The sequence below is a fragment of the Enterobacter cloacae complex sp. IR5401 genome, from assembly GCF_049238425.1.
Classification (GTDB): domain Bacteria; phylum Pseudomonadota; class Gammaproteobacteria; order Enterobacterales; family Enterobacteriaceae; genus Enterobacter; species Enterobacter hormaechei_C.
The window spans coordinates 292,658-317,462 of the sequence record NZ_JBMKHN010000001.1 but is presented as its reverse complement, the minus strand read 5'-3'; the positions used below and the strand labels follow the sequence as shown (position 1 = coordinate 317,462).

Genomic DNA, 24,805 nt, shown 5'->3' with positions numbered 1-24,805 from the left:
CAATGCCAAGAGCGAACGAAATTAAGAAAGGTATGGTACTGAATTACAACGGCAAACTGCTGATTGTGAAAGATATCGACATTCAGGCACCCAGCGCCCGTGGCGCAGCAACGCTGTACAAAATGCGTTTCTCCGATGTCCGCACCGGCCTGAAAGTGGAAGAACGTTTTAAAGGCGACGATATCGTCGATACCGTAACCCTGACCCGTCGCTACGTTGATTTTTCCTACATTGACGGCAACGAATACGTGTTCATGGATAAAGAAGATTACACCCCGTATATCTTCACCAAAGATCAGATCGAAGAAGAGCTGCTGTTTATTCCTGAAGGTGGGATGCCGGACATGCAGGTGCTGACCTGGGATGGCGTGCTGCTGGCGCTGGAACTGCCGCAGACCGTTGATCTGGAAATTGTTGAAACGGCACCGGGCATCAAAGGCGCGTCTGCAAGTGCGCGTAACAAACCGGCTACCCTGACTACCGGTCTGGTCGTACAGGTGCCAGAGTACCTGTCGGCGGGCGAGAAAATCCGTATCCATATCGAAGAAAAACGCTATATGGGTCGTGCTGACTGATTGTGGCATTTGCCGGGTGGCGGCTACGCCTTACCCGGCCTACAAAAACACAAAAACCGGCCTCAGAGCCGGTTTTTCGTAGGCCCGGTAAGCGTAGCGCCACCGGGCAATCAGACTTAAAGAAGCTCAGGATACTTCGTCATTTTCAGCGCCAGCTCGATACCGCGCACTTCCGCCATCCCTTTCAGACGGCCAATCGCCGAATACCCTGGATTCGTTTTCTTGCGCAGATCGTCCAGCATCTGGTGCCCGTGATCCGGACGGAACGGGATAGGACGAACATCTCCCGCCTGCTTACGACGAACCTCTTCAGAGAGAATGGCATCCACCACCGCAACCATGTTCACGTCGCCGCCAAGATGGGCTGCTTCGTGGAAGGTTTTTGGATTCTCTTCACGGCAGGTTGCACGCAGGTGGGTGAAATGAATGCGATCGCCGAAGGTTTCGATCATCCGCACCAGATCGTTATCCGCCCGCACCCCATACGAGCCCGTACACATGGTAAAGCCGTTGTAGATGCTATCCACCGTCTCTTTTAGCCACTGCATATCTTCAATCGTAGACACAATACGCGGCAGGCCGAGGATAGGACGCGGTGGATCGTCCGGATGAACCGCCAGCCGCACGCCGACTTCTTCTGCCACCGGCACGATAGCGCGCAGGAAGCGCGCCATGTTTTCACGCAGCTGGTTTTTATCGATATCGCCATATTCCGCCAGGCGCGCGCGGAACTGATCGAGGGTATAGCCCTCTTCCGCCCCCGGCAGGCCCGCGATGATATTGCGAACCAGCTTCTCAATGTCCGCTTCACTGGCGGCATTGAACCACGCCAGCGCCTGCTGCTGCTCTTCGGCGGTGTAGTCTGCTTCCGCACCCGGACGCTTCAGAATGTGCAGCTCGAAAGCCGCAAAAGCGATTTGATCGAAACGCAGCGCCTTCGAACCATCGGCCATTACATATTCCAGGTCGGTACGCGTCCAGTCCAGAATCGGCATAAAGTTGTAGCAGACGGTATCAATACCGCAGGCTGCCAGGTTACGAATGCTCTGCTGATAATTCGCAATCCAGGTATCACACTCACCGGAGTGGGTTTTGATATCTTCGTGAACCGGAATACTTTCCACAACAGACCAGGTTAACCCCTTCTTTGCCAGCTGAGCCTGACGCTTTTGGATTTCCTCCACCGGCCACACCTGACCGTTCGGAATATGATGCAGCGCCGTGACCACACCCGTTGCGCCAGCCTGACGCACATCATCAAGAGAAACCGGATCGTTCGGCCCGTACCAACGCCAGGTTTGTTCCATTGCCCCACCCTCTCAAGTTGTTATACCAATACGTGTTACCTCAATGACGACTACCATACATGTTTAATCGAAGTGGTCAATACAGCGCGTGACATTGATTGATCAAACTCACATAACAGGGATATTTACGGCTTACCAATTTAATTTGTTGTCATATAACTTTACACTGGCATTGTTAATTAATGGTTAATCAGGTGTGTACTACATGAAGACTATTGCCTCCACCGCGCTTCCTGCTTATGTCCAGCAGCCCCGCTACGATCGCGAGCAGTTACGCTCCCGCATCGTCCATTTCGGTTTTGGCGCGTTCCACCGGGCGCATCAGGCGTTGTTAACAAACCGGGTACTAAATGCCAGAGGAGGCGACTGGGGAATTTGTGAGATTAGCCTCTTTAGCGGCGATGTCCTTATGGGCCAGCTCCGGGCGCAGGATCATCTGTTTACCGTGCTGGAGAAAGGTGCCGAAGGCAATCAGCCCATTATTATCGGTGCGGTAAAAGAGTGCCTTAACGCCAAACTCGACTCGCTGGCAGCCATTATTGAGAAGTTCTGCGAACCACAGGTGGCAATTGTCTCCCTCACCATTACCGAAAAAGGCTACTGCATCGATCCGGCGACGGGAAAACTGGATATGCAGAACAGCCGCATCCTGCACGATCTCGAGCATCCGTCTGAACCGCATTCCGCACCGGGTATTCTGGTCGAAGCGCTTCATCGCCGCCGCGAGCGTGGCCTGCCGGCGTTTACCGTGCTCTCCTGCGACAATATTCCCGACAACGGCCACGTGGTGAAAAATGCCGTTCTCGGCATGGCCGGAAAGCGTTCCGCAGAGCTGGCCGCATGGATCGAGGCGCACGTGAGCTTCCCTGGCACCATGGTCGACCGAATCGTGCCCGCCGCCACCGACGCCTCACTCGCGGAAATCACCCAGGAACTTGGCGTTGAAGATCCCTGCGCCATCAGCTGTGAACCGTTCATTCAGTGGGTAGTGGAAGATAACTTTGTCGCCGGGCGTCCGGAATGGGAGGTTGCAGGCGTACAGATGGTTGAGGATGTCCTGCCCTGGGAGCAGATGAAGCTTCGGATGCTGAACGGCAGCCACTCCTTCCTCGCGTATCTGGGCTACCTTGCTGGCTACGCGCACATAAATGAATGTATGCAGGACGACAGCTTCCGCGAGGCTGCCCGCAGGCTGATGCTGAATGAGCAGGCCCCTACGCTGCGCATCACCAACGTTGATCTGACAGCCTATGCTGACAGCCTGCTTGACCGCTTCGCCAATCCGGCCCTACAGCATCGTACATGGCAAATCGCCATGGACGGCAGCCAGAAGCTGCCTCAGCGCATGCTGGATGGGATCCGCATGCATCTTGAGCGTAACACCGCCTGGCCATTACTGGCGCTGGGGGTGGCGGGCTGGATGCGCTACGTCAGCGGTACGGACGAACAGGGCAACGCCATTGACGTCCGCGATCCGCTGAGCGACAAGTTTCAGGCCATTGTCGCCACCAGCAGCGACGCAGAACGCGTTAGCGCCCTGCTGACGTTAAATGAAATCTTTGGCGACAACCTGCCGCAAAACCCTGTCTTTGTCGAGGCAATTACCGGCGCGTACCAGCGCCTCGTCCGGCTCGGCGCGCACCAGGCCGTTATCGAAACGTTAAAAATTTAGCGATTATTGCGTTTAAGGCGAACGGTTTTACGCTCCGTTCGCCCTCCCTCTTCTCAATGCCCGATTTTTTCGTCAGGATGATAGGTAGTTGTTACTACATCACAATTATTTATCGGAGCGCACGTGACCAAAACCAACCTGATCACCGGTTTTCTCGGCAGCGGTAAAACTACGTCCATTCTGCATTTGCTGGCCAATAAAGATCCGGCGGAAAAGTGGGCCGTGCTGGTCAACGAATTTGGCGAAGTCGGCATCGACGGCGCGTTGCTCGCCGACAGCGGCGCGATGGTGAAAGAGATCCCGGGCGGGTGTATGTGCTGCGTGAATGGTCTGCCGATGCAGGTCGGGCTGAATACGCTGCTGCGTCAGGGCAAGCCGGACCGGTTGCTGATTGAGCCTACCGGGCTGGGTCATCCTAAGCAAATCCTTGATTTACTGACCGCCCCGGTCTACGAGCCGTGGCTTGAGCTGCGTGCGACGCTTTGCCTGTTAGACCCCCGCCAGCTGCTGGATGAAAAAACGATCAACAACGACAATTTCCGCGACCAGCTCGCCTCGGCAGATATTATCGTGGCGAATAAATCCGATCGCGCGACGGCTGAGAGTCAGGCCGCGTTCGAGTCCTGGTGGCAGCAGGCTGGCGGTGGACGTCAGTACGTGCAGACCACCCAGGGCAACATTGATGGCGCCCTGCTCGATCTTCCCCGCCTCAACCAGACGCAACTGCCTGCCAGCGCAGAGCATTCGCATAGCCACGGCGCGAAGCAAGGCCTGGCTGCACTGAGCCTGCCGGAACATCAGCGCTGGCGTCGAAATTTGAACAGCGGTCAGGGGCACCAGGCCTGCGGGTGGATCTTCGATGCCGATACGGTTTTCGACACCATTGGTATACTGGAATGGGCGAGACTGGCGCCGGTTGAGCGGGTAAAAGGGATCATGCGCACTCCGGATGGTCTGGTGCGCATTAACCGTCAGGGCGAGGATTTCTTTATTGAAACCCAGAATGTCGCGCCACCCGACAGCCGGATAGAGTTAATTAGTGCGGTTAATACCGACTGGAATGCCCTCCAGTCAAGCCTGTTGAAGCTTCGTTTAAGTTTGGGCGGCTAACGTTGCCCCTGATTTCACACATTGCTGAAGACTATGACGACTCGACTTCCTGCTATTTTATTGCTCAACGCTGCCGGTCTGGCGCTCTTTTTCTCCTGGTATATCCCGGCGGATCACGGTTTCTGGTTCCCGCTGGATTCCGGGCTGTTCCACTTCTTTAACCAGGCGCTGGCGAAGAGTGAAGCCTTCCTGTGGCTGGTGGCGATCACCAACAACCGCGCGTTTGACGGCTGTTCGCTGCTGGCAATGGGCTGTCTGATGCTCTCCTTCTGGCTGAAGGAAGACAAAACGGGTCGTCGCCGTATTCTGATTATCGGTCTGGTGATGCTGCTGGCAGCCGTGATTATCAACCAGCTGGCGCAGCATCTGATGCCGGTTAAACGCGCCAGTCCGTCGCTCTTTTTCCCGAATATTAACCGCGTCAGCGAGCTGCTTCATATTCCAACCAAAGATGCCTCGAAGGACAGTTTCCCGGGCGACCACGGTATGATGCTGCTGATTTTTGCAGGCTTCATGCTGCGCTATTTTGGTAAAAAAGCCTTCGCCATCGCCCTGGTTATTGTGGTGGTATTTGCATTCCCGCGAGTGATGATTGGTGCTCACTGGCTGACAGATATCGCCGTAGGCTCCCTCACGGCGGTGTTAATTGGTTTACCGTGGGTGCTGATGACCCCACTGAGCGATCGCGTAATAGGTATTTTTGATCGCTATCTTCCCGGTAAATTTAAACAAGTCAGAAACAGATAAATAACGCAAATTAACACCATTCATCAGGGATCGTTTTCGGTCCCTGAGTCTCTTCTTTCGGGCGTCATTCAACGCTGTCATCATCCTGTCATACAATTCGTGATAAAAATGAAGCAATTGCAGGGATTATCGGTATGAATGGCGGCATTTTGAGCAATTCCGCGCTGTAACTTTGTGTATCACATTTTCTTATAAAAAATCGGACTTTTTTGCTCGCAATACCCCGTGCAATCGGTTAACCTCGAACTCGTTTTGCCCCACTGAGATAATTATTATCATGGTGAATAATTTTGTGCGTTGAGCCACAGTTTTCACCATAAAGAATTGTCTCATTGTGAACAGATAATTAGTCTCGTCACGGTTGGCATTTTTATAACGATATTTTCGTTAAGGACTTCAAGGGAAAACAAACAAAATGGTCAAATCTCAACCAATCTTGAGATATATCTTGCGGGGGATCCCGGCGATTGCAGTGGCGGTTCTGCTTTCGGCATGTAGTACGACGAATACCGCGAAGAATATGCATCCTGAGACGCGTGTTGTGGGAATGGAAGATTCCTCTTCACTGCAAGCCTCTCAGGATGAATTTGAAAATATGGTACGTAATCTCGACGTTAAGTCGCGTATTATGGATCAGTATGCTGACTGGAAAGGCGTGCGTTACCGTCTGGGCGGCAGCACCAAGAAAGGCATCGATTGTTCCGCTTTCGTACAGCGTACGTTCCGTGAGCAGTTTGGGTTAGACCTTCCGCGTTCTACCTATGAACAGCAGGAAATGGGCAAGTCCATTTCGCGTACTAAACTACGCACGGGCGATTTAGTCCTGTTCAGAGCAGGTTCAACAGGTCGACACGTTGGCATCTATATCGGTAACGATCAGTTTGTCCATGCTTCCACCAGCAGCGGTGTGACGATTTCCAGCATGAACGAACCTTACTGGAAGAAACGCTACAACGAAGCTCGCCGCGTTCTGAGCCGTAGTTAATATTGTTGTCGTATCGTTGGTTATCCCTTGGCTGGCGATACGATAAAAAAAGCACTGCTCCGGCAGTGTTTTTTTTTGCCCGTTACACTGATAACTATCCAGCGGCATTTCAGGAATCACGACATCTATGTTAACCCGCTACTTCTCCAGTAACCGCAAGATACTGTTTATCAGTTTCCTTACAGGGTTATTCACTGCCCTGCTTCTGGGAGCATTACAGTTTTACTGGAGTTATCACAAGCGAGACGTCAGATTCGATACTCTCATTACCGATTTAAGCGTTTACATGGAGAGCTATTTCGATGAGCTCAAAATGTCGATTGATACGCTCCAGCCACTCACGCTGAACAGCTGCGAGGAAGTGAGTGCCGCCCTGACCTCCCGGGCGGCCTTTAGCATCAACGTGCGCGCCTTTTTGCTGGTCAGGGATAAACAGGCCTTCTGCTCCTCGGCAACAGGCCCGATGAATACCCCGATGGAAAAGCTTATCCCTCAGCTACATATCAGCAAACCTGTTGATATCGCGCTCCTGCCGGGCACGCCAATGCTGCCGGATAAGCCCGCGATCGCCATCTGGTATCGCAATCCGCTGGTGAAAGACGGCGGCGTGTTTACGTCCGTCAACCTCAACCTGTCGCCTTATCTTCTCTATACGTCACGTCAGGATGAATTTGCCGGGATATCGATCGTCATTGGCGATTCCGCGTTATCTACACAGTCCGGAATGCTGATCCAGGCGCGGGATTTGCCTGACGTCCCTGCCCGTAGCGCCACGCTGAAAAATATTCCATTGACCGTTAACGTTTATGCGCAAGCCTGGACAACCGATGAACTGCTCTACGCGGTGTTTTTCGGCCTGGTCTGCGGTATCGCGGCGGGCCTGTTGAATTTCTATATTCTTACTATCCGTCTCAATCCGGGGAAAGAGATCCTCACGGCCATCAAGCACGACCAGTTTTACGTGGTCTATCAACCCGTCGTGGATGCGCAGTCGCTCAGAATGACCGGGCTGGAAGTCCTGATGCGCTGGAAGCATCCGGTGATGGGCGAAATTCCACCGGATGCCTTTATTAACTTCGCTGAAGCGCAGAAGCTGATTGTCCCGCTGACGCTGCATCTTTTTGACCTGATTATCCGCGATGCCCCTGTCCTGCAAACGGTGCTCCCGCCTGGGGCCAAGTTTGGGATCAACATCGCGCCCGGGCATCTGCATGCGGAAAGCTTTAAAGAGGATATGCGCGCGTTTCTCGCCGCCCTTCCGCCCGATCACTTCCAGATTGTGCTGGAAATAACCGAGCGCGACATGATTAACCACCGCGAGGCAAATCAGCTGTTCGAATGGCTGCACAATGAAGGTTTTGAAATCGCCATCGATGATTTTGGCACTGGCCACAGCGCGCTGATCTATCTGGAACGCTTCACGATGGATTACCTGAAAATTGACCGTGGCTTCGTGAATGCCATCGGGACTGAAACCGTCACCTCGCCAGTGCTTGACGCGGTGCTGACGCTGGCAGAACGTCTGAATATGATAACCGTCGCCGAGGGTGTTGAAACGCCCGAGCAGGCGGCGTGGCTGCGCGAGCATGGCGTAAACTATCTTCAGGGCTACTGGATTGGCCGCCCGATGCCGCTGGAGCAGTTCAGGACGTGGCAACCCGATATCACGCTCGGGGAATAATTTCACAATCACGGCGCTGTCCCTTATTATTCTGTTCAACCGAGCCTGTCTGTGAACAAAGGGATCCGCCGCACTATGATTATGCGCGTTGTGTTGACGCTGTTGGCGCTGGTGAGCCTGTCGAGCCAGGCGCAGACCATCAAAGAGAGCACGGCCTTTGCCGTCATTGGCGAGCCGAAGTACGCGGTTAACTTTAACCACTACGATTACGTCAACCCAGCCGCCCCGAAAGGCGGAAACGTGACGCTTTCCGCCACGGGAACATTTGACAACTTTAACCGCTTTGCCCTGCGCGGCGTAGCGGCAGCGCGTACCGAATCCCTCTATGACACGCTGTTCGTCACCTCCGACGACGAGCCCGGCAGCTATTATCCCCTGGTCGCCGAGAACGTACGTTACGCCGAAGATTTCAGCTGGGCAGAAATCGCGATTAATCCGCGGGCGCGTTTTCACGACGGTACGCCGGTTAGCGCCCGCGACGTGGCGTTCACCTTTCATAAATTTATGACCGAAGGCGTGCCGCAGTTTCGTCTGGTGTACAAGGGCACCACGGTGAAAGCCATCGCCCCGCTGACCGTGCGAATCGAACTCCCTGAGGCGAACAAAGAGAATATGCTGAGCCTGTTCTCCCTGCCCGTCATGCCCGAATCCTTCTGGAAAAACCATAAGCTGAGCGATCCCCTCTCTACCCCGCCGCTGGCCGGAGGGCCGTATCGCATTACCGACTGGCGAATGGGCCAGTATGTGATCTATTCCCGTGTGAAAGATTACTGGGCAGCCACGCTGCCGGTAAACCGGGGCCGCTGGAACTTCGATACAATCCGCTACGACTACTACCTGGATGATAACGTGGCCTTCGAGGCATTTAAGGCAGGCGCATTTGATTTACGTGTCGAGAACAGCGCCAAAAACTGGGCGACCCGCTATATCGGAAAAAATTTCGCGAAAGGCTATATCGTTAAAGACGAACACAAAAACGAATCCGCGCAGGACACGCGCTGGCTGGCGTTTAATATTCAGCGCCCGGTTTTTTCTGATCGTCGGGTGCGTGAAGCCATTACTCTGGCGTTTGATTTCGAATGGATGAACAAAGCGCTGTTTTACGGAGCCTACAGCCGGGCGAACAGCTATTTCCAGAATACTGAATATGCCGCCCGTGATTATCCCCACGCGGACGAGCTGGTTTTGCTGGCGCCATTGAAAGCGGAGCTACCGCCGGAGGTGTTCACCCGCATATTTGAACCGCCCAAATCCGACGGAAACGGGTTCGACCGGGACAACCTGCTGAAAGCCAGCAGCCTGCTGGATGACGCTGGCTGGGTGCTGAAAAATCGGCAACGGGTTAATGCGCAAACCGGTAAACCGCTCAGCTTCGAACTGCTGATTGCCTCTGGCGCAAACGATCAGTGGGTGCTGCCGTTTAAGAAGAACCTTGCCCGGCTTGGCGTCACTATGAATATCCGCCAGGTCGATATGGCCCAGTTGACTAACCGCAAGCGCAGTCGCGATTACGATATGATGCAGACCCTGTGGGCCGCCCAGCCGTGGCCGAGTTCAGATCTGCAAATCTCCTGGGCATCGGGGTATATCGACTCCTCCTACAACGCCCCGGGCGTAAAGAGCCCGGTGATTGATGCGCTGATTGCAAAAATTGTGGCCGCTCAGGGCGATAAGAACAAGCTTCTGCCGCTTGGCCGCGCGCTCGATCGGGTATTAACCTGGAACTATTACATGCTGCCGATGTGGTATATGGGCGAAGATCGCGTGGCCCGCTGGGATAAATTCTCCCTGCCTGCCGTTCGCCCGGTTTACACCCTCGGCTTTGACACCTGGTGGTATGACGTGAATAAAGCCGCAAAATTGCCCGCAGAGCGGCGTTAAGGAGTGACGATGGGCGCTTATCTTATCCGCCGGCTGCTGTTAGTGATCCCGACGCTGTGGGCCATCATTACCATTAACTTTTTTATCGTCCAGATCGCCCCCGGCGGTCCGGTGGACCAGGCGATTGCGGCAATAGAATTTGGTCACGCTGGCGGCATGCCGGGCGGCGGCGGCGAAGGAATGGGGGCCAGCCATGCCCGGACGGGCGTGGGCAACATCAGCGAAAGCCACTACCGGGGCGGTCGGGGACTGGATCCGGAGGTGATCGCCGAGATTACCCATCGCTATGGTTTTGACAAGCCGCTGCACGAGCGCTATTTCAGGATGCTATGGGATTATGTCCGTTTCGATTTTGGCGACAGCCTGTTTCGCAGCGCCTCGGTGTTAACCCTGATCAAACAAAGCCTGCCGGTTTCCATCACGCTCGGATTGTGGGGGACGCTGATTATTTATCTGGTCTCCATTCCGCTGGGGATAAGGAAAGCGGTCTACAACGGTAGCCGTTTCGATATCTGGAGCAGTACGTTTATTATCATCGGCTACGCTATTCCGGCGTTTCTGTTTGCCGTGCTGTTGATTGTGTTTTTCGCAGGCGGCAGTTATTTCGACCTCTTCCCGCTGCGCGGGCTGGTCTCCGCGGATTTCAGCACGCTGCCGTGGTATCAGAAAATCACCGATTACTTCTGGCACATCACGCTGCCGGTGCTGGCGACGGTCATCGGCGGTTTTGCGGCGCTTACGATGCTGACCAAAAACGCCTTTCTTGATGAGATCCGCAAACAGTACGTCGTCACTGCGCGCGCCAAAGGCGTCGGTGAAAAGCAGATCATGTGGAAGCACGTTTTTCGTAACGCCATGCTGCTGGTGATTGCAGGTTTCCCCGCCACGTTCATCAGTATGTTTTTTACCGGCTCGTTGCTGATAGAAGTGATGTTCTCGCTCAACGGATTAGGGCTGCTGGGCTATGAGGCCACCGTCTCCCGTGATTATCCGGTGATGTTTGGCACACTCTACATTTTCACCCTGATCGGCCTGTTGCTGAACATCATCAGCGATATCAGCTATACGCTGGTCGATCCCCGTATCGATTTTGAGGGCCGCTGATGTCGCGTTTAAGCCCCGTCAATCAGGCCCGCTGGGCGCGCTTTCGCCACAACCGTCGCGGCTACTGGTCGCTGTGGATCTTCGCCGTCCTGTTCGCCTTAAGTATGTGTTCGGAACTGATTGCCAACGATAAACCCCTGCTGGTGCATTTCAAAGACCGCTGGTACGTGCCGGTGCTTACTACCTATAGCGAAAGCGATTTTGGCGGCCCGTTTGCGACGCCAGCCGAGTACCAGGATCCCTGGTTACGTGAGCAGATAGCGCAGCACGGCTGGGCTATCTGGGCACCGATTCGTTTTGGCGCGAACAGTATTAACTTCGCCACGTCTACCCCCTTCCCTTCGCCGCCTTCCGCGCAAAACTGGCTGGGAACGGACGCCAACGGCGGCGATGTGCTGGCGCGTATCCTCTATGGCACCCGCATCTCGCTCCTGTTTGGGCTGATGCTGACGCTCTTTAGCAGCGTAATGGGCGTTGTGGCGGGCGCCGTGCAAGGCTATTACGGGGGTAAAATAGATTTATGGGGACAGCGCGTGATTGAAGTCTGGTCCGGTATGCCAACGCTGTTTCTGATTATCCTGCTGTCCAGTGTGGTACAGCCTGGCTTCTGGTGGCTGCTCGGGATCACCGTCCTGTTCGGCTGGATGGCGCTGGTCGGCGTGGTGCGCGCGGAGTTTCTGCGCACGCGGAATTACGACTATATTCGCGCCGCGCAAGCGTTAGGCGTGAGCGATCGCGCAATTATCTTCCGCCACATGCTTCCCAATGCGGTGGTGGCGACCCTCACCTTCCTGCCGTTTATTTTGTGCAGCTCCATTACCACCCTGACGTCGCTTGATTTTCTTGGTTTCGGTTTGCCACTGGGCTCACCGTCCCTTGGCGAACTGCTGTTGCAGGGCAAAAACAATCTCCAGGCCCCCTGGCTGGGCATCACCGCATTCCTCTCCGTGGCGGTGCTGCTTTCCCTGCTGATTTTTATTGGCGAAGCCGTGCGCGATGCCTTCGATCCCAACAAGGCGGTATGACATGACCCGGCCTCTTCTGAGCATAGAAAACCTGTCGATTGCGTTTTCAAAGCAGGGCGAATCACGCACGGTAGTGACGGATTTATCGTTGCAGATCCAGCGCGGAGAGACGCTGGCGCTGGTCGGGGAATCCGGTTCCGGTAAAAGCGTCTCGGCACTTTCGGTGCTGCGCCTGCTCCCCTCCCCGCCGGTCAGCTATCCGCAGGGGGATATTCTGTTCCATGGACAATCGCTGCTGAACGCTGACGAGCAAACCCTGCGCGGCATTCGTGGCAATAAGATCGCCATGATTTTTCAGGAGCCGATGGTGTCGCTCAACCCTCTGCATACGTTGGAAAAACAGCTCTATGAAGTGCTGTCCCTTCATCGGGGAATGCGTAAAGAGGCAGCGCGGGGTGAAATTCTGGACTGCCTTGAACGCACCGGTATTCGTCATGCGGCGAAACGGCTGAACGATTTCCCGCACCAGCTTTCCGGCGGCGAGCGCCAGCGCGTGATGATCGCAATGGCCCTGCTCACACGCCCCGAACTGCTGATTGCCGATGAACCCACCACCGCGCTGGACGTCACGGTGCAGGCGCAAATTCTGCAACTGCTGCGCGAGCTTCGCGACGAGCTGAACATGAGCCTGTTGTTCATTACGCACAACCTGAGCATCGTGAAAAAGCTTGCTGACACGGTGGCCGTGATGCAAAACGGCCGCTGCGTGGAACAGAACCGGGCATCCGCCCTGCTGAGCGCGCCTCAGCACCCGTATACACAGCGCCTGCTCGATAGCGAACCCGCTGGCGACCCGGTTCCGCTTAACGCTGACTGCGCGCCGTTGCTGAGCGTTGAGGGGCTGTCGGTGTCATTCCCGATCCGCAAAGGCATTCTCCGTCGCGTGGTCGATCACAATCATGTCCTGAAAGACATGAGTTTCGCTCTGCGTCCGGGTGAGTCGCTTGGGCTTGTGGGCGAATCCGGCTCGGGCAAAAGCACCACCGGCCTGGCGCTGCTGCGCCTGATCGCCTCTCAGGGAAGCATTGTCTTTGACGGCATGCCGCTGCAAAACCTGAATCGCCGGATGATGCTTCCTGTCCGCCCGCGGATGCAGGTGGTATTTCAGGATCCAAACTCTTCGCTTAACCCGCGCCTGAGCGTATTACAGATTATTGAAGAGGGCCTGCGCGTCCACCAGCCGACAATGACGGCGCAACAGCGTGAAATCGACGTGAAGCGGGTGATGGAGGAAGTGGGTTTAGATCCCGAGACCCGGCACCGGTATCCGGCTGAGTTTTCTGGCGGACAGCGCCAGCGTATAGCGATTGCCCGCGCGCTGATCCTGAAACCGGAGCTGATCGTGCTAGACGAGCCAACCTCTTCCCTGGACCGCACCGTGCAGGCGCAAATTCTGGCGCTGCTGAAGGGGCTACAGGAAAAGCATCGGCTGGCCTATATCTTTATCAGCCACGATTTACAGGTGGTGCGTGCGCTTTGCCATCAGGTGGTGGTATTGCGGCAGGGAGAAGTCGTGGAGCAGGGAGAGTGCCAGCGCGTATTCACCGCGCCGACGCAGGATTACACGCGCCAGCTATTGTCCGCTGACTAGCACTCAGAAAGGGTATTGACCGGAGAACGGCTCGGCAATGGCCACGCCGAAGTTTTTCAGACGACAGGTGGCGGCAAACTCATCCTGGCTGTTAACAAACAGGCACGGCTCACCTTCGCATTCCAGCACGGAGCTGTCCACTTCGATGTCCGTCAGCGCCTGGCTGAGACGTTCCATAACCGGCCACGCATTTTCATCGCTCGGGCTGAGCAGTTTGAGCGCCACCAGGCAATTATCCTCCCCGGCAACGCTTTGCGGAATCGGTTCAACTTTCGAACCTGCAAAACCCGTCGACCAGCGATAGCTCTGGGGCAAGCGATGGACAATGGAGAGTTGTAATGTATTCACGTTCAGATCCCCGGAAGAAAATTTACTTCACAATTTATTTACATTTATAGTAACACATCATCGACAACCTGCACTGTTTAGCGGATTTTATAGGCGTTGCAGGCTCGCGTCGGCGCTATATGTACCCGTTTCTGCGATCTAACTCAACCTTTTTAAATACAATGATGTGACTTTTTACATAAATAGATTTTACATAAAAGAAACAAACACAGGGTAAACGAACGTAGGGTTGGTTGATATGGGTCAACAAAAAGGCCCGTATCGGGCCTTAAGTGGTCATTTATGCGCCGTCTTTCGCGGCCGGCTGGCGTAAAGATAAAAAAGAATGGAGCAGGTCGCGCAGAGGGCAATCGCCCACAGCATCGGCCAGGCGGTATTAAACGTCGCCGTCGAGAGCAGCGCCCCGACTATCGCGCCAATCCCGAAACGGAACGTTCCTGCCAGCGACGAGGCGGTACCCGCCATATGCGGGAATTCGTCGAGGATCACCGCCATCGCGTTGGATGAAACCATCGACACGCAGCCGACAAACGCCGCCACGCCCACCACCAGCGCCCAGAAACCGACGCCCAGCAACGCGCTCAATACCAGCCAGATAGCCATCACGAACTGGATCCACAGCCCGGCGCGGAACATATTCAGCGCCCCAACCCGCCGGACAAAGCGGCTGTTGATAATGGTCATCACAAACAGGAACACAATATTCAGCGCGAAGTAGTAACCAAAATGCTGGGGTGACACATGGTTCAGTTCGATGTACACAAACGGCCCCGCACTCAGGAACGAGAACATTCCGGCAAAGCTGAAGCCGCTGGCAAGCATATAACTGAGCACACGCTTATGGCGAAACAGCGAGGCAAAGTTGCCAAGCGTGGTGCGAACGTGGAACTTCTGACGTCGCTCGACCGGCAGCGTTTCATCGATAAAGACGAAGATCATCACCGAGGCCAGCAGCGCGGCAATCGCCAGGATCCAGAAAATCGCATGCCAGCTGAACCAAACCAGCACCGCACCGCCCACCATGGGGGCGACCAGCGGCGCAATTGTCGTGACCAGCATGACGAACGACATCATGCGTGAGAACTCTTCCTTCGGGTAGACGTCGCGCATCAGCGCGTTAATTACCACGCTTGCCGCAGCCGCCGCCAGGCCATGGAAGAAACGCATCACAATCAGCTGATCGATACTCTGCGCCAGCGCGCAGGCCACCGCCGCCGCGGCAAATATCAATGTCCCCCCCAGAATAACTGGTTTACGCCCCAGGCTGTCTGCCATTGGGCCATAAAAGAGCTGGCCGAGCGCAAAACCAAGAATGTAGGTGCTGAGCGTCATCTGTGCGCTGCCTGCCGGTACGCCAAACTGCGCGGAAATCACCGGCAGCGCGGGCAGATACATATCGATAGACAGCGGCATCAGCATGGCCAACAGGCCAAGGATAAATACGATTTTAAACGACGAGTGTGGCCTGGTGGTCACAGGGTTCTCCTGAATTTAGCGTGAAAGCAGCCCGACGCTGGCAATCTCTTCTTCCGTCAGCGGGCGATATTCCCCTGGCGCCAGGTCTGGATCGAGTTCAATCGCGCCGATACGTTCACGATGCAGCCCCACAACGTGGTTGCCCACGGCGGCAAACATCCGTTTCACCTGGTGATAGCGGCCTTCACTGATGGTCAGGCGCACGTCGGTTGGAGTGATGATTTCCAGCACCGCCGGTTTGGTCAGATCTTTTTCATTATGCAGCTGAACGCCTTTTGCGAACTGCTCTGCCGTGTCATCCGAGACCGGAGACTCAAGCGTCACCCGATAGGTTTTCTCACAGTGATGGCGCGGGGAGGTGATGCGATGCGACCACTGGCCGTCATCGGTCATCAGCACCAGGCCGGTGGTATCGATATCCAGTCGCCCTGCCGCATGCAGCTTGTGCGCCACAGGTTCGTCGAGGAAGTAGAGCACCGTCGGGTGATCCGGATCGTCCGTTGAACAGACGTAACCTTCCGGTTTGTTGAGCATGAAGTAGCGCGGGCCATTCTGCTGGGTCAGCGGGTTGCCGTCATACTCCACCTGGTGCTCAGGCTGGAGTTTAAAAGCGCTGTCTTTCACAATGTCGCCGTCCACGGTTACGCGGCTGGCGCGAATTTCACGCCCGGCAATAGCGCGGCTTACGCCGAGTTGCTGAGCGATAAACTTATCAAGTCGCATGAAATCTTTTTAGCCTTAATGGTGCTGGAAGTCGGACTACGCGTCCGAAAAAGAAGCAGTCAGAAACAGTTCAGTATAATGGTCTGGTTGCGCCACTCAAGGGAAAAAGTTTCGTGGCATACTATATGCGAGTTAACTGAATAGAGAAGCCATGACGTTCACATTACGCCCCTATCAGCAGGAAGCCGTTGATGCCACCCTCGCCTGGTTTCGCAAGCATCGGGAGCCCGCCGCCATCGTACTCCCGACCGGAGCCGGCAAAAGCCTGGTGATTGCCGAACTGGCGCGCCTGGCCCGCGGACGCGTGCTGGTGCTGGCGCACGTCAAAGAGCTGGTGGCGCAAAACCACGCCAAATATTGCGCGCTCGGCCTGGAGGCCGACATTTTTGCCGCCGGACTGAAGCGCAAAGAGAGCCACGGAAAAGTGGTGTTTGGCAGCGTACAATCCGTTGCGCGCAACCTGGAACTGTTTCGCAGCGAGTTTTCCCTGCTGATTGTCGATGAGTGTCATCGCATCAGCGATGACGACGACAGCCAGTATCAGCAAATCCTCACTCATCTGAAAAAGGTGAATCCTCACCTCCGTCTGCTTGGCCTCACCGCCACGCCGTTTCGTCTGGGCAAGGGCTGGATTTATCAGTTTCATTATCACGGCATGGTGCGTGGCGATGAAAAGGCCCTGTTCCGCGACTGTATCTATGAGCTTCCGCTGCGCTACATGATCAAGCACGGCTACCTGACGCCGCCGGAGCGGCTGGATATGCCCGTCGTGCAGTACGATTTCAGCCGCTTACAGGCGCAGAGCAACGGGCTGTTCAGCGAGGCAGATCTTAACCATGAGCTGAAAAAACAGAAGCGGATCACGCCGCATATCATCAGCCAGATTGAAGAGTTCGCACAAACGCGCAAAGGGGTGATGATTTTTGCTGCCACTGTCGAACACGCGCGCGAAATTACGGGGCTGCTGCCCGCCGACGACGCGGCGTTAATTACCGGTGAAACCCCCGGCCCGGAGCGCGACAGCCTGATCGAGGACTTCAAAGCTCAGCGGTTCCGCTATCTGGTGAATGTCTCCGTACTAACCACCGGCTTTGACGCCCCGCACGTCGACCTGATTGCGATTCTTCGCCCGACGGAATCCGTCAGCCTGTATCAGCAGATTGTTGGCCGCGGGCTGCGTCTGGCGCCGGGCAAAACCGACTGTCTGATCCTTGATTACGCCGGTAACCCGCACGATCTCTATTCGCCAGAAGTAGGCACGCCAAAAGGCAAGAGCGACAACGTTCCCGTTCAGGTTTTTTGCCCTGCCTGCGGGTTTGCCAACACCTTCTGGGGGAAAACCACCGCCGACGGCACGCTGATTGAACATTTTGGCCGCCGCTGTCAGGGCTGGTTTGAAGACGATGAAGGCCATCGCGAACAGTGTGATTTCCGCTTCCGCTTCAAAAACTGCCCGCAGTGCAACGCTGAAAACGACATTGCCGCCCGCCGCTGCCGCGAGTGCGACACGGTCCTGGTCGACCCGGACGACATGCTGAAAGCAGCGCTGAAACTAAAGGATGCGCTGGTGCTGCGCTGTTCCGGCATGGCCTTACACCCCGGCGCGGATGAAAAAGGCGAGTGGCTAAAAATCACCTATTACGACGAGGATGGCGCAGACGTCAGCGAGCGGTTCCGGGTCCAGACGTCCGCCCAGCGCACCGCGTTCGAGCAGCTCTTTATCCGCCCGCATACCCGCACGCCTGGCGTGCCGCTGCGCTGGCTAACCGTTGCCGATATCGTGCGCCAGCAGGCGTTGCTGCGGCATCCTGATTTTGTTGTCGCCCGCAAAAAAGGGCAGTTCTGGCAGGTACGTGAGAAGGTCTTTGACTATGAAGGACGCTTTCGCCGGGCAAACGAATTGCGCGGTTAACGGGACTTTTCGTTGATGCGCGAGCCATTTGAGTATAAAATGCCGCCCGCTTCACATCCGTGAGGCAGAACACTCACCTGCTGCTGGGTCGCCTGTAGTAGGGTTTTAAATACAGAGAGAAATCAATGTTCACTATCGAAGCAGAAGTACGTAACGTGCAGGGTAAGGGTGCGAGCCGCCGCCTGCGTACCGCAAACAAGTTCCCGGCTATCGTTTACGGTGGCGAAGCTGCTCCAGTTGCTATTGAACTGGATCACGACAAAGTATGGAACATGCAGACCAAAGCTGAGTTCTACAGCGAAGTTCTGACCATCGTTGTTGGCGGTAAAGAAGAAAAAGTGAAAGTTCAGGCTGTTCAGCGTCACGCGTTCAAGCCAAAACTGACTCACATCGACTTCGTTCGCGCGTAATCGCAAACCTGTCGAGAAAAACCCCGCGTTTGCGGGGTTTTTTTATGGCTGTTACTTACCGCCTGAGGTGCGACGCTGAAGCTGGTCGCGCAGATTCGGCGGCGTGCCTTTAATGGTCAGCGTGTCGGTGGCCGGGTCCCAGAAGATACGTTCCCCGAGCAGCATGGCATCAAAGTTAATGGTTAACCCACCGCCGCTACCGGCAAATTTCGTCAGCTGACGCAGCGTACTGCGATCCGCCGGGAAGCTCTCTTCCAGCTCATAGCCTTTTTCCGCGGTAAATTCCTGGAAGCTGACTTCGCTGACGCCTGCCAGCTCTTTGGACAGCGACTCCAGCTCAATCTCTTCCCCGGCCTGTAACTGCTCGTTGCAGTAGCTGTAAACCTGCTGACGCACGTTTTGACGCTCAGATTTATCAAGCTGCGCCTCAGCCGTAAAGTCATCCACCGCCTGGAGGAGACCTTTGTTCTGCGCTTTGGCATTCAGCCCTTCGCTGGCGCCGAGGAAGTCCATAAAGAAATCGGCCACTTTGCGGCCCACGCGGCCTTTAAGGAAGGTCAGATAGCGCGTTGATTCCGGGTTGGTTTCCCATTCGGTTAAATCGATACGTGCCACAATATCCGCATGGTTGATATCCAGATAGTGCGTTGAGCTGATATCCAGCTGCTCGTTCACGCGCATACTGCTTAAGTTATTCAGCACGGTGACCAGCAGATACTCTACCGCCAGATAGCGGTAGTGGCAGAACAGGACGATACCGCCATCGGCGAAGGGATATTTCGCCAGTTCGTCACGCAGACGGCCAGTAGCAGCGCGGCTGAATGCCAGGAAATCCTCTTCGCCCTGACGTTGCAGGCGCAGGCTATCCGCCAGTTCGCTCTCTTCGCTGAACAAGCCATAGGCTTTATTTTTCGCGCTGTAGACGCGATGCAACTCCGCCATCATCTCGACAACGGTAGGCGTTGGTTCCAGTAACGAATCGCGCAGCACCACTTCAAGGGTTTGCTCATCACGCTTGATAAGCTGGTGCAAGGCAATCTGGTTGATTTCCAGACTCATGATAAACTCTCCTTTTAGACCGGGCGGTATTCAACCACCACCAACGCATGTGTGCAACAGAAGATAAAAAAGGGGAAAAAAAGCTGTTGCTACGGTAATATGTCGCCCTTCTCTCAACAAACTGATTTTGATTTATGCCACAACATTCCCGCTACAGTGACGAACACGTTGAACAACTGCTCAGTGAGCTGGTCAACGTACTGGAAAAACATAAAACGCCAACCGATCTCTCCCTGATGGTTTTGGGAAATATGGTTACCAACCTGATCAATACCAGCGTTGCTCCGGCTCAGCGTCAGGCGATCGCCAAATCTTTCGCCCAGGCTTTGCAGTCCTCCGTTAGCGACGACCAGGCACACTAAGGGAAACGAACAACAGTTTATGGTGACGAATCGTCAGCGCTACCGTGAAAAAGTCTCCCAGATGGTCAGCTGGGGGCACTGGTTTGCCCTGTTCAACATTCTGTTGGCGATGGTGCTCGGCTGCCGTTATCTGTTTGTGGCGGACTGGCCAACCACATTAACCGGGCGCGTCTACTCGTGGATGAGCCTTGTGGGTCACTTTAGCTTTCTGGTCTTCGCCACCTATCTGCTGATCCTGTTCCCACTGACGTTTATCGTCATGTCGCAGCGGCTGATGCGCTTCCTGTCTGCCATTCTTGCAACGGCGGGCATGACGCTGTTGCTGATCGACAGCGAAGTCTTTACCCGATTCCACCTGCACCTGAATCCTGTCGTCTGGGAGCTGGTGATTAACCCGGATCAGAACGAGACCGCGCGCGACTGGCAGCTGATGTTTATCAGCGTGCCGATTATCCTGCTGATCGAAATGCTGTTCGCCACGTGGAGCTGGCAAAAACTCCGCAGTCTGACCCGACGCCGCCATTATGCGAAGCCCGTCGCGGCGCTCTTTTTCGCCTCATTTATCGGTTCGCACCTGATGTATATCTGGGCAGATGCGAACTTCTACCGCCCGATTACCATGCAGCGCGCAAACCTGCCGCTCTCCTATCCGATGACGGCGCGTCGTTTCCTCGAAAAACACGGCCTGCTGGACGCGCAGGAGTATCAGCGTCGTCTGGTCGAACAGGGTAATCCGGAAGCGGTCAGCGTGCAGTATCCCCTGAGCGATCTGAAATATCGCGACATGGGGCGCGGTCAGAACGTGCTGCTGATTACCGTCGATGGCCTGAACTATTCCCGCTATGAGAAGCAGATGCCAGCGCTGGCTGAATTCGCTGAGAACAACATCGTATTCACTCAGCATATGAGCTCCGGTAATTCGACCGACGCGGGTATTTTCGGCCTGTTCTACGGTATTTCACCGAGCTATATGGACGGCGTGCTGTCGGCCCGTATTCCGGCGGCATTGATTACCGGGCTTAATCAGCAGGGCTACCAGCTGGGGCTGTTCGCCTCTGATGGTTTCAACAGCTCGCTGTACCGCCAGGCGCTGCTGTCTGATTTCTCACTGCCCGCCGCGCAGAGCCAGTCTGACGATCGGACCGCTGACCAGTGGATAGACTGGCTGAAGCGCTATGCGCAGGAAGATAACCGCTGGTTCTCCTGGGTTGCGTTTAACGGCACAACGCTTGATGACAGCAATCAGAAAGGCTTCGCGCGCCGCTATAGCCGTGCGGCGGGCGATGTTGATGCGCAGATCGGCCGCGTGCTGACCGCCCTGCGCGACGCGGGCAAGCTGGACAATACGGTCGTTATTATCACGGCGGGGCATGGCGTGCCGCTCGGCGACGAGGCGAAGGGCATGGAGTGGTCGCGTCCGAACCTGCATGTTCCCCTGGTGATCCACTGGCCAGGCACTCCCGCGCAGCGCATCAACATGCTGACCGACCATAAAGACGTCATGACCACGTTAATGCAGCGGCTGCTGCACGTCAGCACACCGGCAATTGAGTACTCGCAGGGCCAAGACCTCTTTAGCGCCACGCGGCGTCATAACTGGGTCACGGCTGCTGGCGGAAACACGCTGGTGGTGACCACACCGACGTTGTCCCTGGTGTTGAACAGCAACGGCAATTACCAGACGTATAGCCTCGAAGGTGAGAAGCTGAAAGACCAGAAACCGCAGCTCAGTTTGCTGTTGCAGGTGCTGACAGACGAGAAGCGCTTTATCGCTAACTGATTATTTATGAATCAGTTAGCGTTGTTTGCCCCTTGCATTCAAAAAGGAATAGAGTAGTATTCCTTTTATGCGTCGGCACGTAGCGCAGCCTGGTAGCGCACCGTCATGGGGTGTCGGGGGTCGGAGGTTCAAATCCTCTCGTGCCGACCAAAACTACACAAAAAAACCAGCCGCTTATGGCTGGTTTTTTATTGCCTGTCTCCGCATGCGCAATGCTTAGTGTTTTTCACGCCCACCGAGAAAGAAAATCCCCAGCGGAATCGCCAGCAGCACGGTGAACACCAGGCTGTAAACAAAGATCATCGCCGATTGCAGGACAAACATGCTGGTTGTCCAGGCAGAGAGCGGGATGTTGTACTGCTCAATCACACCGACAATGGTTGCTCGCCCCACGCATGCAGCAGCAATCATAAACACAACCAGTAACGCCAGCAGGAACTTGCGGCCTTCAGGTGTCTTCAGTTTTTCCCGTACCATCTCTCCTCCCTTTACAGATAAATAACAATAATTAACGCGTAAAATAACACGATCGCCGCACCGACTCCACTACAGCATTAAACACCAACAAAAGAACACAAAAGCAGTGCATTACTCCGTTTAAAATGAAAATGTGAGTAAATTACGCCAACCATTCACGTATATTATGTTAGTCTTTCCAGGATCGTTTTAACAAAAAGGAATGACAGTGAAAAACGCACCTAAATTTGCCATCGCCCTCATCGCCGCTGCGTGCGCCAGCAGCAGTGCTTTCGCCAGCGAAACCCAGAAAGAGCAGCCGCTGGAAAAAGTTGCTCCGTATCCGCAAGCGGACAAAGGGATGAAGCGCCAGGTTATTCAGCTCCCGGCTCAGCAGGATGAAGCAAATTTCAAAGTTGAGCTGTTAATCGGCCAGACGCTGGAAGTGGACTGCAACCAGCATCGTCTGGGCGGCCAGCTGGAAAGCAAAACGCTGGAAGGCTGGGGCTATGACTACTATGTCTTCGACAAAGTAACCTCGCCAGTCTCCACCATGATGGCGTGCCCGGACGGCAAGAAAGAGAAGAAATTTATTACCGCGTATCTGGGCGATAACAGTCTGCTGCGCTATAACAGCAAGCTGCCGATCGTCGTATATACGCCGGAAAACGTGGATGTGAAATATCGCGTATGGAAGGCGGATGAGACGGTAGGACAAGCGGTAGTTCGTTAAAAATAAGTCGGGTGGCGCTCACGCTTACCCGACCTGGAAAGGGTGCGTTCTGGCACCCTCACCCCAACCCTCTCCCACAGGGAGAGGGAGAAAACACTAGAAACGGTAACGGATGTTACCGTTTTGCGTTTATCTTACAGCGCGATATCCGCTACCGGCTTGCTTTCCGCCTGAGGCTTCAGCTCTGCCTTTGGCGCAGCATCCGCAGCCTGCGGTTTGACGTATTGCAGTTGCAGAACGCGGCTGGTGTATTCCAGCTCTTGTTCCGTGGCCTCAACGTTACCGTTCAGCTTCGTACCGTAGGATGGAATAATGGTTTTCAGCTTCGCCTGCCATTCCGGGCTGGATACTTTGTCCTTAAACACTTTTTCCATCAGGTGCAGCATGATTGGCGCAGCGGTAGACGCCCCCGGAGATGCCCCCAGCAGCGCGGCAATGGTGCCATCCTTATCGCTTACCACTTCGGTACCCAGACGCAACACGCCGCCCTCTTTCGGATCGCGTTTGATGATCTGCACACGCTGACCTGCCTGCCACAGACGCCAGTCTTCTTTCTTCGCCTGCGGATAGTACTCTTTCAGCGCCTCGAAGCGTTCTTCATCAGAGAGCATCACCTGGCTAATCAGGTATTTCACCAGATCGAAGTTATCCAGCCCCACGTCCATCATTGGCTTGACGTTTGACGTTGTGGTCGCGCTCAACAGATCCCACAGGGAACCGTTTTTCAGGAACTTGGTGGAGAATGTGGCGAACGGCCCGAACAGCACTACACGCTTACCGTCCAGCATGCGGGTGTCGATATGCGGAACGGACATCGGTGGTGCGCCCACAGAGGCCTGACCGTACACTTTCGCCAGATGACGGTTAACCACTTCCGGGTTTTCCGACACAAGGAACTGGCCGCCAACCGGGAAGCCGGCGTAGTCGTCCGCTTCCGGAATACCGGACTCCTGCAACAGTTTCAGCGCCGCGCCGCCCGCACCGATAAACACGAACTTGGCCTTAATCACATGCTCGGCTTCGTTGTTTTTCAGATCGGCAACGGTCACGCTCCAGCTGTTATCCGCATTGCGCTTGAAACCACGCACTTCGGAGCTGAGTTGCAGGTTAAAGTTCTCTTTTTTCTTCAGAGAGGACACCAGCTGACGGGTGATTTCACCGTAGTTAACGTCAGTACCAATTTCAGTGCGGGTCGCCGCCACTTTCTGGTTCGGATCGCGGCCTTCCATGACCAGCGGCGCCCACTCTTTGATTTGAGCGTGATCTTCAGAGTATTTCATCCCGCGGAAAAGCGTGCTCTGTTGTAGGGCAGCGTAGCGCGCGCGCAGGAAGTTGACGTTTTGATCGCCCCACACAAAGCTCATGTGCGGTACGGTGTTGATGAAGGAGTGCGGATTGTGCAACACACCGCTGTTCACCTGGTGAGACCAGAACTGACGTGAGATCTGGAACGCTTCGTTGATCTCTACCGCCTTCTCGATACTAATGGAACCGTCCTTTTTCTGCGGCGTATAGTTCAGTTCCATGAGTGCCGAGTGCCCCGTCCCGGCGTTGTTCCAGCCGTTAGAGCTTTCCTGTGCCACGCCATCGAGGCGCTCGACCATGGTCATGGACCAGTTCGGCTCTAATTCCTGAAGATACGTTCCCAGCGTGGCGCTCATGATGCCGCCACCAATTAAAAGGACATCCGTTTCCTGCTCTTTTGGTGCGTCAGCCTTCGCCGCCAGCGAGACGGCGTTCAGCCCCACGGCCAGAGAAAAGAGCACGGCAGTCATTTTTTTCATCATTTATGCCTTAGTTGAATAGTGCTTGATGCGTGGAAATTACAGGTGAAACACGCTGCGGTGGCACGGTAGCAACTTTTAAAT

22 protein-coding genes and 1 tRNA gene are annotated in these 24,805 nt (G+C 55.1%); 16 read left to right on the top strand and 7 right to left on the bottom strand.

Annotation, left to right across the window (positions count from 1 at the left end):
* The first annotated feature begins 2 nt into the window (after positions 1–2).
* Positions 3–575, top strand: coding sequence for an elongation factor P-like protein YeiP (gene yeiP / locus ACOTX1_RS01445; RefSeq protein ID WP_003859355.1), 573 nt, complete (start codon positions 3–5; stop codon positions 573–575).
* A gap of 116 nt (positions 576–691) precedes the next feature.
* Here the strand turns inward: yeiP and uxuA are convergent, their stop codons facing one another.
* Positions 692–1,882, bottom strand: a complete 1,191-nt coding sequence (gene uxuA, locus ACOTX1_RS01440) for a mannonate dehydratase (RefSeq protein WP_023314550.1) — start codon at positions 1,880–1,882, stop codon at positions 692–694.
* Between the two features lie 205 nt (positions 1,883–2,087).
* Here uxuA and ACOTX1_RS01435 point away from each other — a divergent pair, with 205 nt between their 5' ends.
* The 9 genes from ACOTX1_RS01435 to yejF all read left to right on the top strand — a co-directional run bounded on the left by ACOTX1_RS01435 (position 2,088) and on the right by yejF (position 13,678).
* Positions 2,088–3,554: a mannitol dehydrogenase family protein gene (locus ACOTX1_RS01435; RefSeq protein WP_023314551.1), complete on the top strand. Its 1,467-nt coding sequence runs from the start codon at positions 2,088–2,090 to the stop codon at positions 3,552–3,554.
* A 123-nt stretch (positions 3,555–3,677) separates the two neighbouring features.
* Positions 3,678–4,664: a CobW family GTP-binding protein gene (locus tag ACOTX1_RS01430; protein ID WP_003859361.1), complete on the top strand. Its 987-nt coding sequence runs from the start codon at positions 3,678–3,680 to the stop codon at positions 4,662–4,664.
* Positions 4,665–4,697: 33 nt separating this feature from the next.
* Positions 4,698–5,411, top strand: coding sequence for a phosphatase PAP2 family protein (locus tag ACOTX1_RS01425; protein ID WP_023314553.1), 714 nt, complete (start codon positions 4,698–4,700; stop codon positions 5,409–5,411).
* Between the two features lie 415 nt (positions 5,412–5,826).
* A complete protein-coding gene (gene mepS, locus ACOTX1_RS01420; protein ID WP_003859364.1) occupies positions 5,827–6,396 on the top strand; it encodes a bifunctional murein DD-endopeptidase/murein LD-carboxypeptidase in 570 nt (189 codons plus the stop codon).
* A 127-nt stretch (positions 6,397–6,523) separates the two neighbouring features.
* Positions 6,524–8,077: a cyclic di-GMP phosphodiesterase gene (locus tag ACOTX1_RS01415; protein WP_003859366.1), complete on the top strand. Its 1,554-nt coding sequence runs from the start codon at positions 6,524–6,526 to the stop codon at positions 8,075–8,077.
* Between the two features lie 75 nt (positions 8,078–8,152).
* Positions 8,153–9,958: an extracellular solute-binding protein gene (locus tag ACOTX1_RS01410; protein WP_032634211.1), complete on the top strand. Its 1,806-nt coding sequence runs from the start codon at positions 8,153–8,155 to the stop codon at positions 9,956–9,958.
* Positions 9,959–9,967: 9 nt separating this feature from the next.
* Positions 9,968–11,062 (top strand): microcin C ABC transporter permease YejB, encoded by a 1,095-nt coding sequence (locus ACOTX1_RS01405; protein WP_003859369.1) that lies wholly within the window; start codon positions 9,968–9,970, stop codon positions 11,060–11,062.
* A complete protein-coding gene (locus ACOTX1_RS01400) occupies positions 11,062–12,087 on the top strand; it encodes an ABC transporter permease (protein ID WP_023314555.1) in 1,026 nt (341 codons plus the stop codon). Before ACOTX1_RS01405 ends, ACOTX1_RS01400 begins: the two co-directional genes overlap by 1 nt.
* 1 nt (position 12,088) lies before the next feature.
* The gene (gene yejF / locus ACOTX1_RS01395; protein ID WP_023314556.1) at positions 12,089–13,678 is read left to right on the top strand and encodes a microcin C ABC transporter ATP-binding protein YejF; all 1,590 of its coding nucleotides are present in this window, start codon (positions 12,089–12,091) and stop codon (positions 13,676–13,678) included.
* Positions 13,679–13,681: 3 nt separating this feature from the next.
* Here yejF and ACOTX1_RS01390 read toward each other — a convergent pair whose 3' ends face one another.
* The 3 genes from ACOTX1_RS01390 to rsuA form a co-directional block, all read right to left on the bottom strand.
* Positions 13,682–14,026, bottom strand: a complete 345-nt coding sequence (locus ACOTX1_RS01390; RefSeq protein ID WP_003859372.1) for a YejG family protein — start codon at positions 14,024–14,026, stop codon at positions 13,682–13,684.
* Positions 14,027–14,302: 276 nt separating this feature from the next.
* The gene (locus ACOTX1_RS01385) at positions 14,303–15,502 is read right to left on the bottom strand and encodes a Bcr/CflA family multidrug efflux MFS transporter (RefSeq protein ID WP_003859373.1); all 1,200 of its coding nucleotides are present in this window, start codon (positions 15,500–15,502) and stop codon (positions 14,303–14,305) included.
* A gap of 15 nt (positions 15,503–15,517) precedes the next feature.
* Positions 15,518–16,225 (bottom strand): 16S rRNA pseudouridine(516) synthase RsuA, encoded by a 708-nt coding sequence (gene rsuA, locus ACOTX1_RS01380; RefSeq protein ID WP_023314557.1) that lies wholly within the window; start codon positions 16,223–16,225, stop codon positions 15,518–15,520.
* Between the two features lie 151 nt (positions 16,226–16,376).
* On the opposite strand from rsuA, the gene ACOTX1_RS01375 reads away from it, so the two are divergent.
* Positions 16,377–18,137, top strand: a complete 1,761-nt coding sequence (locus ACOTX1_RS01375; RefSeq protein WP_023314558.1) for a DEAD/DEAH box helicase — start codon at positions 16,377–16,379, stop codon at positions 18,135–18,137.
* Between the two features lie 125 nt (positions 18,138–18,262).
* Complete coding sequence (gene rplY, locus ACOTX1_RS01370; protein WP_003859376.1) at positions 18,263–18,547, top strand: 50S ribosomal protein L25; 285 nt, start codon at positions 18,263–18,265, stop codon at positions 18,545–18,547.
* A 51-nt stretch (positions 18,548–18,598) separates the two neighbouring features.
* Here rplY and yejK read toward each other — a convergent pair whose 3' ends face one another.
* Positions 18,599–19,606: a nucleoid-associated protein YejK gene (gene yejK, locus ACOTX1_RS01365; RefSeq protein ID WP_017383403.1), complete on the bottom strand. Its 1,008-nt coding sequence runs from the start codon at positions 19,604–19,606 to the stop codon at positions 18,599–18,601.
* A gap of 134 nt (positions 19,607–19,740) precedes the next feature.
* Between yejK and ACOTX1_RS01360 the strand changes: the two genes are divergently transcribed.
* The 3 genes from ACOTX1_RS01360 to ACOTX1_RS01350 all read left to right on the top strand — a co-directional run bounded on the left by ACOTX1_RS01360 (position 19,741) and on the right by ACOTX1_RS01350 (position 21,898).
* On the top strand, positions 19,741–19,968 hold the full coding sequence (locus tag ACOTX1_RS01360; protein WP_001135586.1) for a YejL family protein: 228 nt from the start codon (positions 19,741–19,743) through the stop codon (positions 19,966–19,968).
* 19 nt (positions 19,969–19,987) lie between these two features.
* Positions 19,988–21,748, top strand: a complete 1,761-nt coding sequence (gene yejM / locus ACOTX1_RS01355) for an LPS biosynthesis-modulating metalloenzyme YejM (RefSeq protein ID WP_003859380.1) — start codon at positions 19,988–19,990, stop codon at positions 21,746–21,748.
* Between the two features lie 73 nt (positions 21,749–21,821).
* Positions 21,822–21,898 (top strand) — tRNA-Pro (locus ACOTX1_RS01350).
* A 66-nt stretch (positions 21,899–21,964) separates the two neighbouring features.
* Here the strand turns inward: ACOTX1_RS01350 and ACOTX1_RS01345 are convergent.
* Positions 21,965–22,225 carry a DUF2534 family protein gene (locus tag ACOTX1_RS01345; RefSeq protein ID WP_006811332.1) on the bottom strand — a complete coding sequence of 87 codons (261 nt, stop codon included), beginning with the start codon at positions 22,223–22,225 and terminating at the stop codon, positions 21,965–21,967.
* A gap of 202 nt (positions 22,226–22,427) precedes the next feature.
* Between ACOTX1_RS01345 and eco the strand changes: the two genes are divergently transcribed.
* Complete coding sequence (gene eco, locus ACOTX1_RS01340) at positions 22,428–22,937, top strand: serine protease inhibitor ecotin (RefSeq protein ID WP_032609713.1); 510 nt, start codon at positions 22,428–22,430, stop codon at positions 22,935–22,937.
* Between the two features lie 134 nt (positions 22,938–23,071).
* On the opposite strand, the gene mqo is transcribed toward eco, so the two are convergent.
* The gene (mqo, locus tag ACOTX1_RS01335) at positions 23,072–24,721 is read right to left on the bottom strand and encodes a malate dehydrogenase (quinone) (RefSeq protein ID WP_032634212.1); all 1,650 of its coding nucleotides are present in this window, start codon (positions 24,719–24,721) and stop codon (positions 23,072–23,074) included.
* Between the last annotated feature and the right edge of the window lie 84 nt (positions 24,722–24,805).

Coding starts and splice junctions, on each gene's coding strand:
- yejF (WP_023314556.1), top strand. CDS start 12,089: ATGACCCGGCCTCTTCTGAGCATAGAAAACCTGTCGATTGCGTTTTCA.
- rsuA (WP_023314557.1), bottom strand. CDS start 16,225: ATGCGACTTGATAAGTTTATCGCTCAGCAACTCGGCGTAAGCCGCGCT.
- ACOTX1_RS01425 (WP_023314553.1), top strand. CDS start 4,698: ATGACGACTCGACTTCCTGCTATTTTATTGCTCAACGCTGCCGGTCTG.
- ACOTX1_RS01360 (WP_001135586.1), top strand. CDS start 19,741: ATGCCACAACATTCCCGCTACAGTGACGAACACGTTGAACAACTGCTC.
- yejK (WP_017383403.1), bottom strand. CDS start 19,606: ATGAGTCTGGAAATCAACCAGATTGCCTTGCACCAGCTTATCAAGCGT.
- ACOTX1_RS01435 (WP_023314551.1), top strand. CDS start 2,088: ATGAAGACTATTGCCTCCACCGCGCTTCCTGCTTATGTCCAGCAGCCC.
- ACOTX1_RS01400 (WP_023314555.1), top strand. CDS start 11,062: ATGTCGCGTTTAAGCCCCGTCAATCAGGCCCGCTGGGCGCGCTTTCGC.
- ACOTX1_RS01405 (WP_003859369.1), top strand. CDS start 9,968: ATGGGCGCTTATCTTATCCGCCGGCTGCTGTTAGTGATCCCGACGCTG.
- uxuA (WP_023314550.1), bottom strand. CDS start 1,882: ATGGAACAAACCTGGCGTTGGTACGGGCCGAACGATCCGGTTTCTCTT.
- ACOTX1_RS01345 (WP_006811332.1), bottom strand. CDS start 22,225: ATGGTACGGGAAAAACTGAAGACACCTGAAGGCCGCAAGTTCCTGCTG.
- ACOTX1_RS01410 (WP_032634211.1), top strand. CDS start 8,153: ATGATTATGCGCGTTGTGTTGACGCTGTTGGCGCTGGTGAGCCTGTCG.
- eco (WP_032609713.1), top strand. CDS start 22,428: ATGACAGTGAAAAACGCACCTAAATTTGCCATCGCCCTCATCGCCGCT.
- mqo (WP_032634212.1), bottom strand. CDS start 24,721: ATGAAAAAAATGACTGCCGTGCTCTTTTCTCTGGCCGTGGGGCTGAAC.
- yeiP (WP_003859355.1), top strand. CDS start 3: ATGCCAAGAGCGAACGAAATTAAGAAAGGTATGGTACTGAATTACAAC.
- ACOTX1_RS01375 (WP_023314558.1), top strand. CDS start 16,377: ATGACGTTCACATTACGCCCCTATCAGCAGGAAGCCGTTGATGCCACC.
- ACOTX1_RS01415 (WP_003859366.1), top strand. CDS start 6,524: ATGTTAACCCGCTACTTCTCCAGTAACCGCAAGATACTGTTTATCAGT.
- mepS (WP_003859364.1), top strand. CDS start 5,827: ATGGTCAAATCTCAACCAATCTTGAGATATATCTTGCGGGGGATCCCG.
- yejM (WP_003859380.1), top strand. CDS start 19,988: ATGGTGACGAATCGTCAGCGCTACCGTGAAAAAGTCTCCCAGATGGTC.
- rplY (WP_003859376.1), top strand. CDS start 18,263: ATGTTCACTATCGAAGCAGAAGTACGTAACGTGCAGGGTAAGGGTGCG.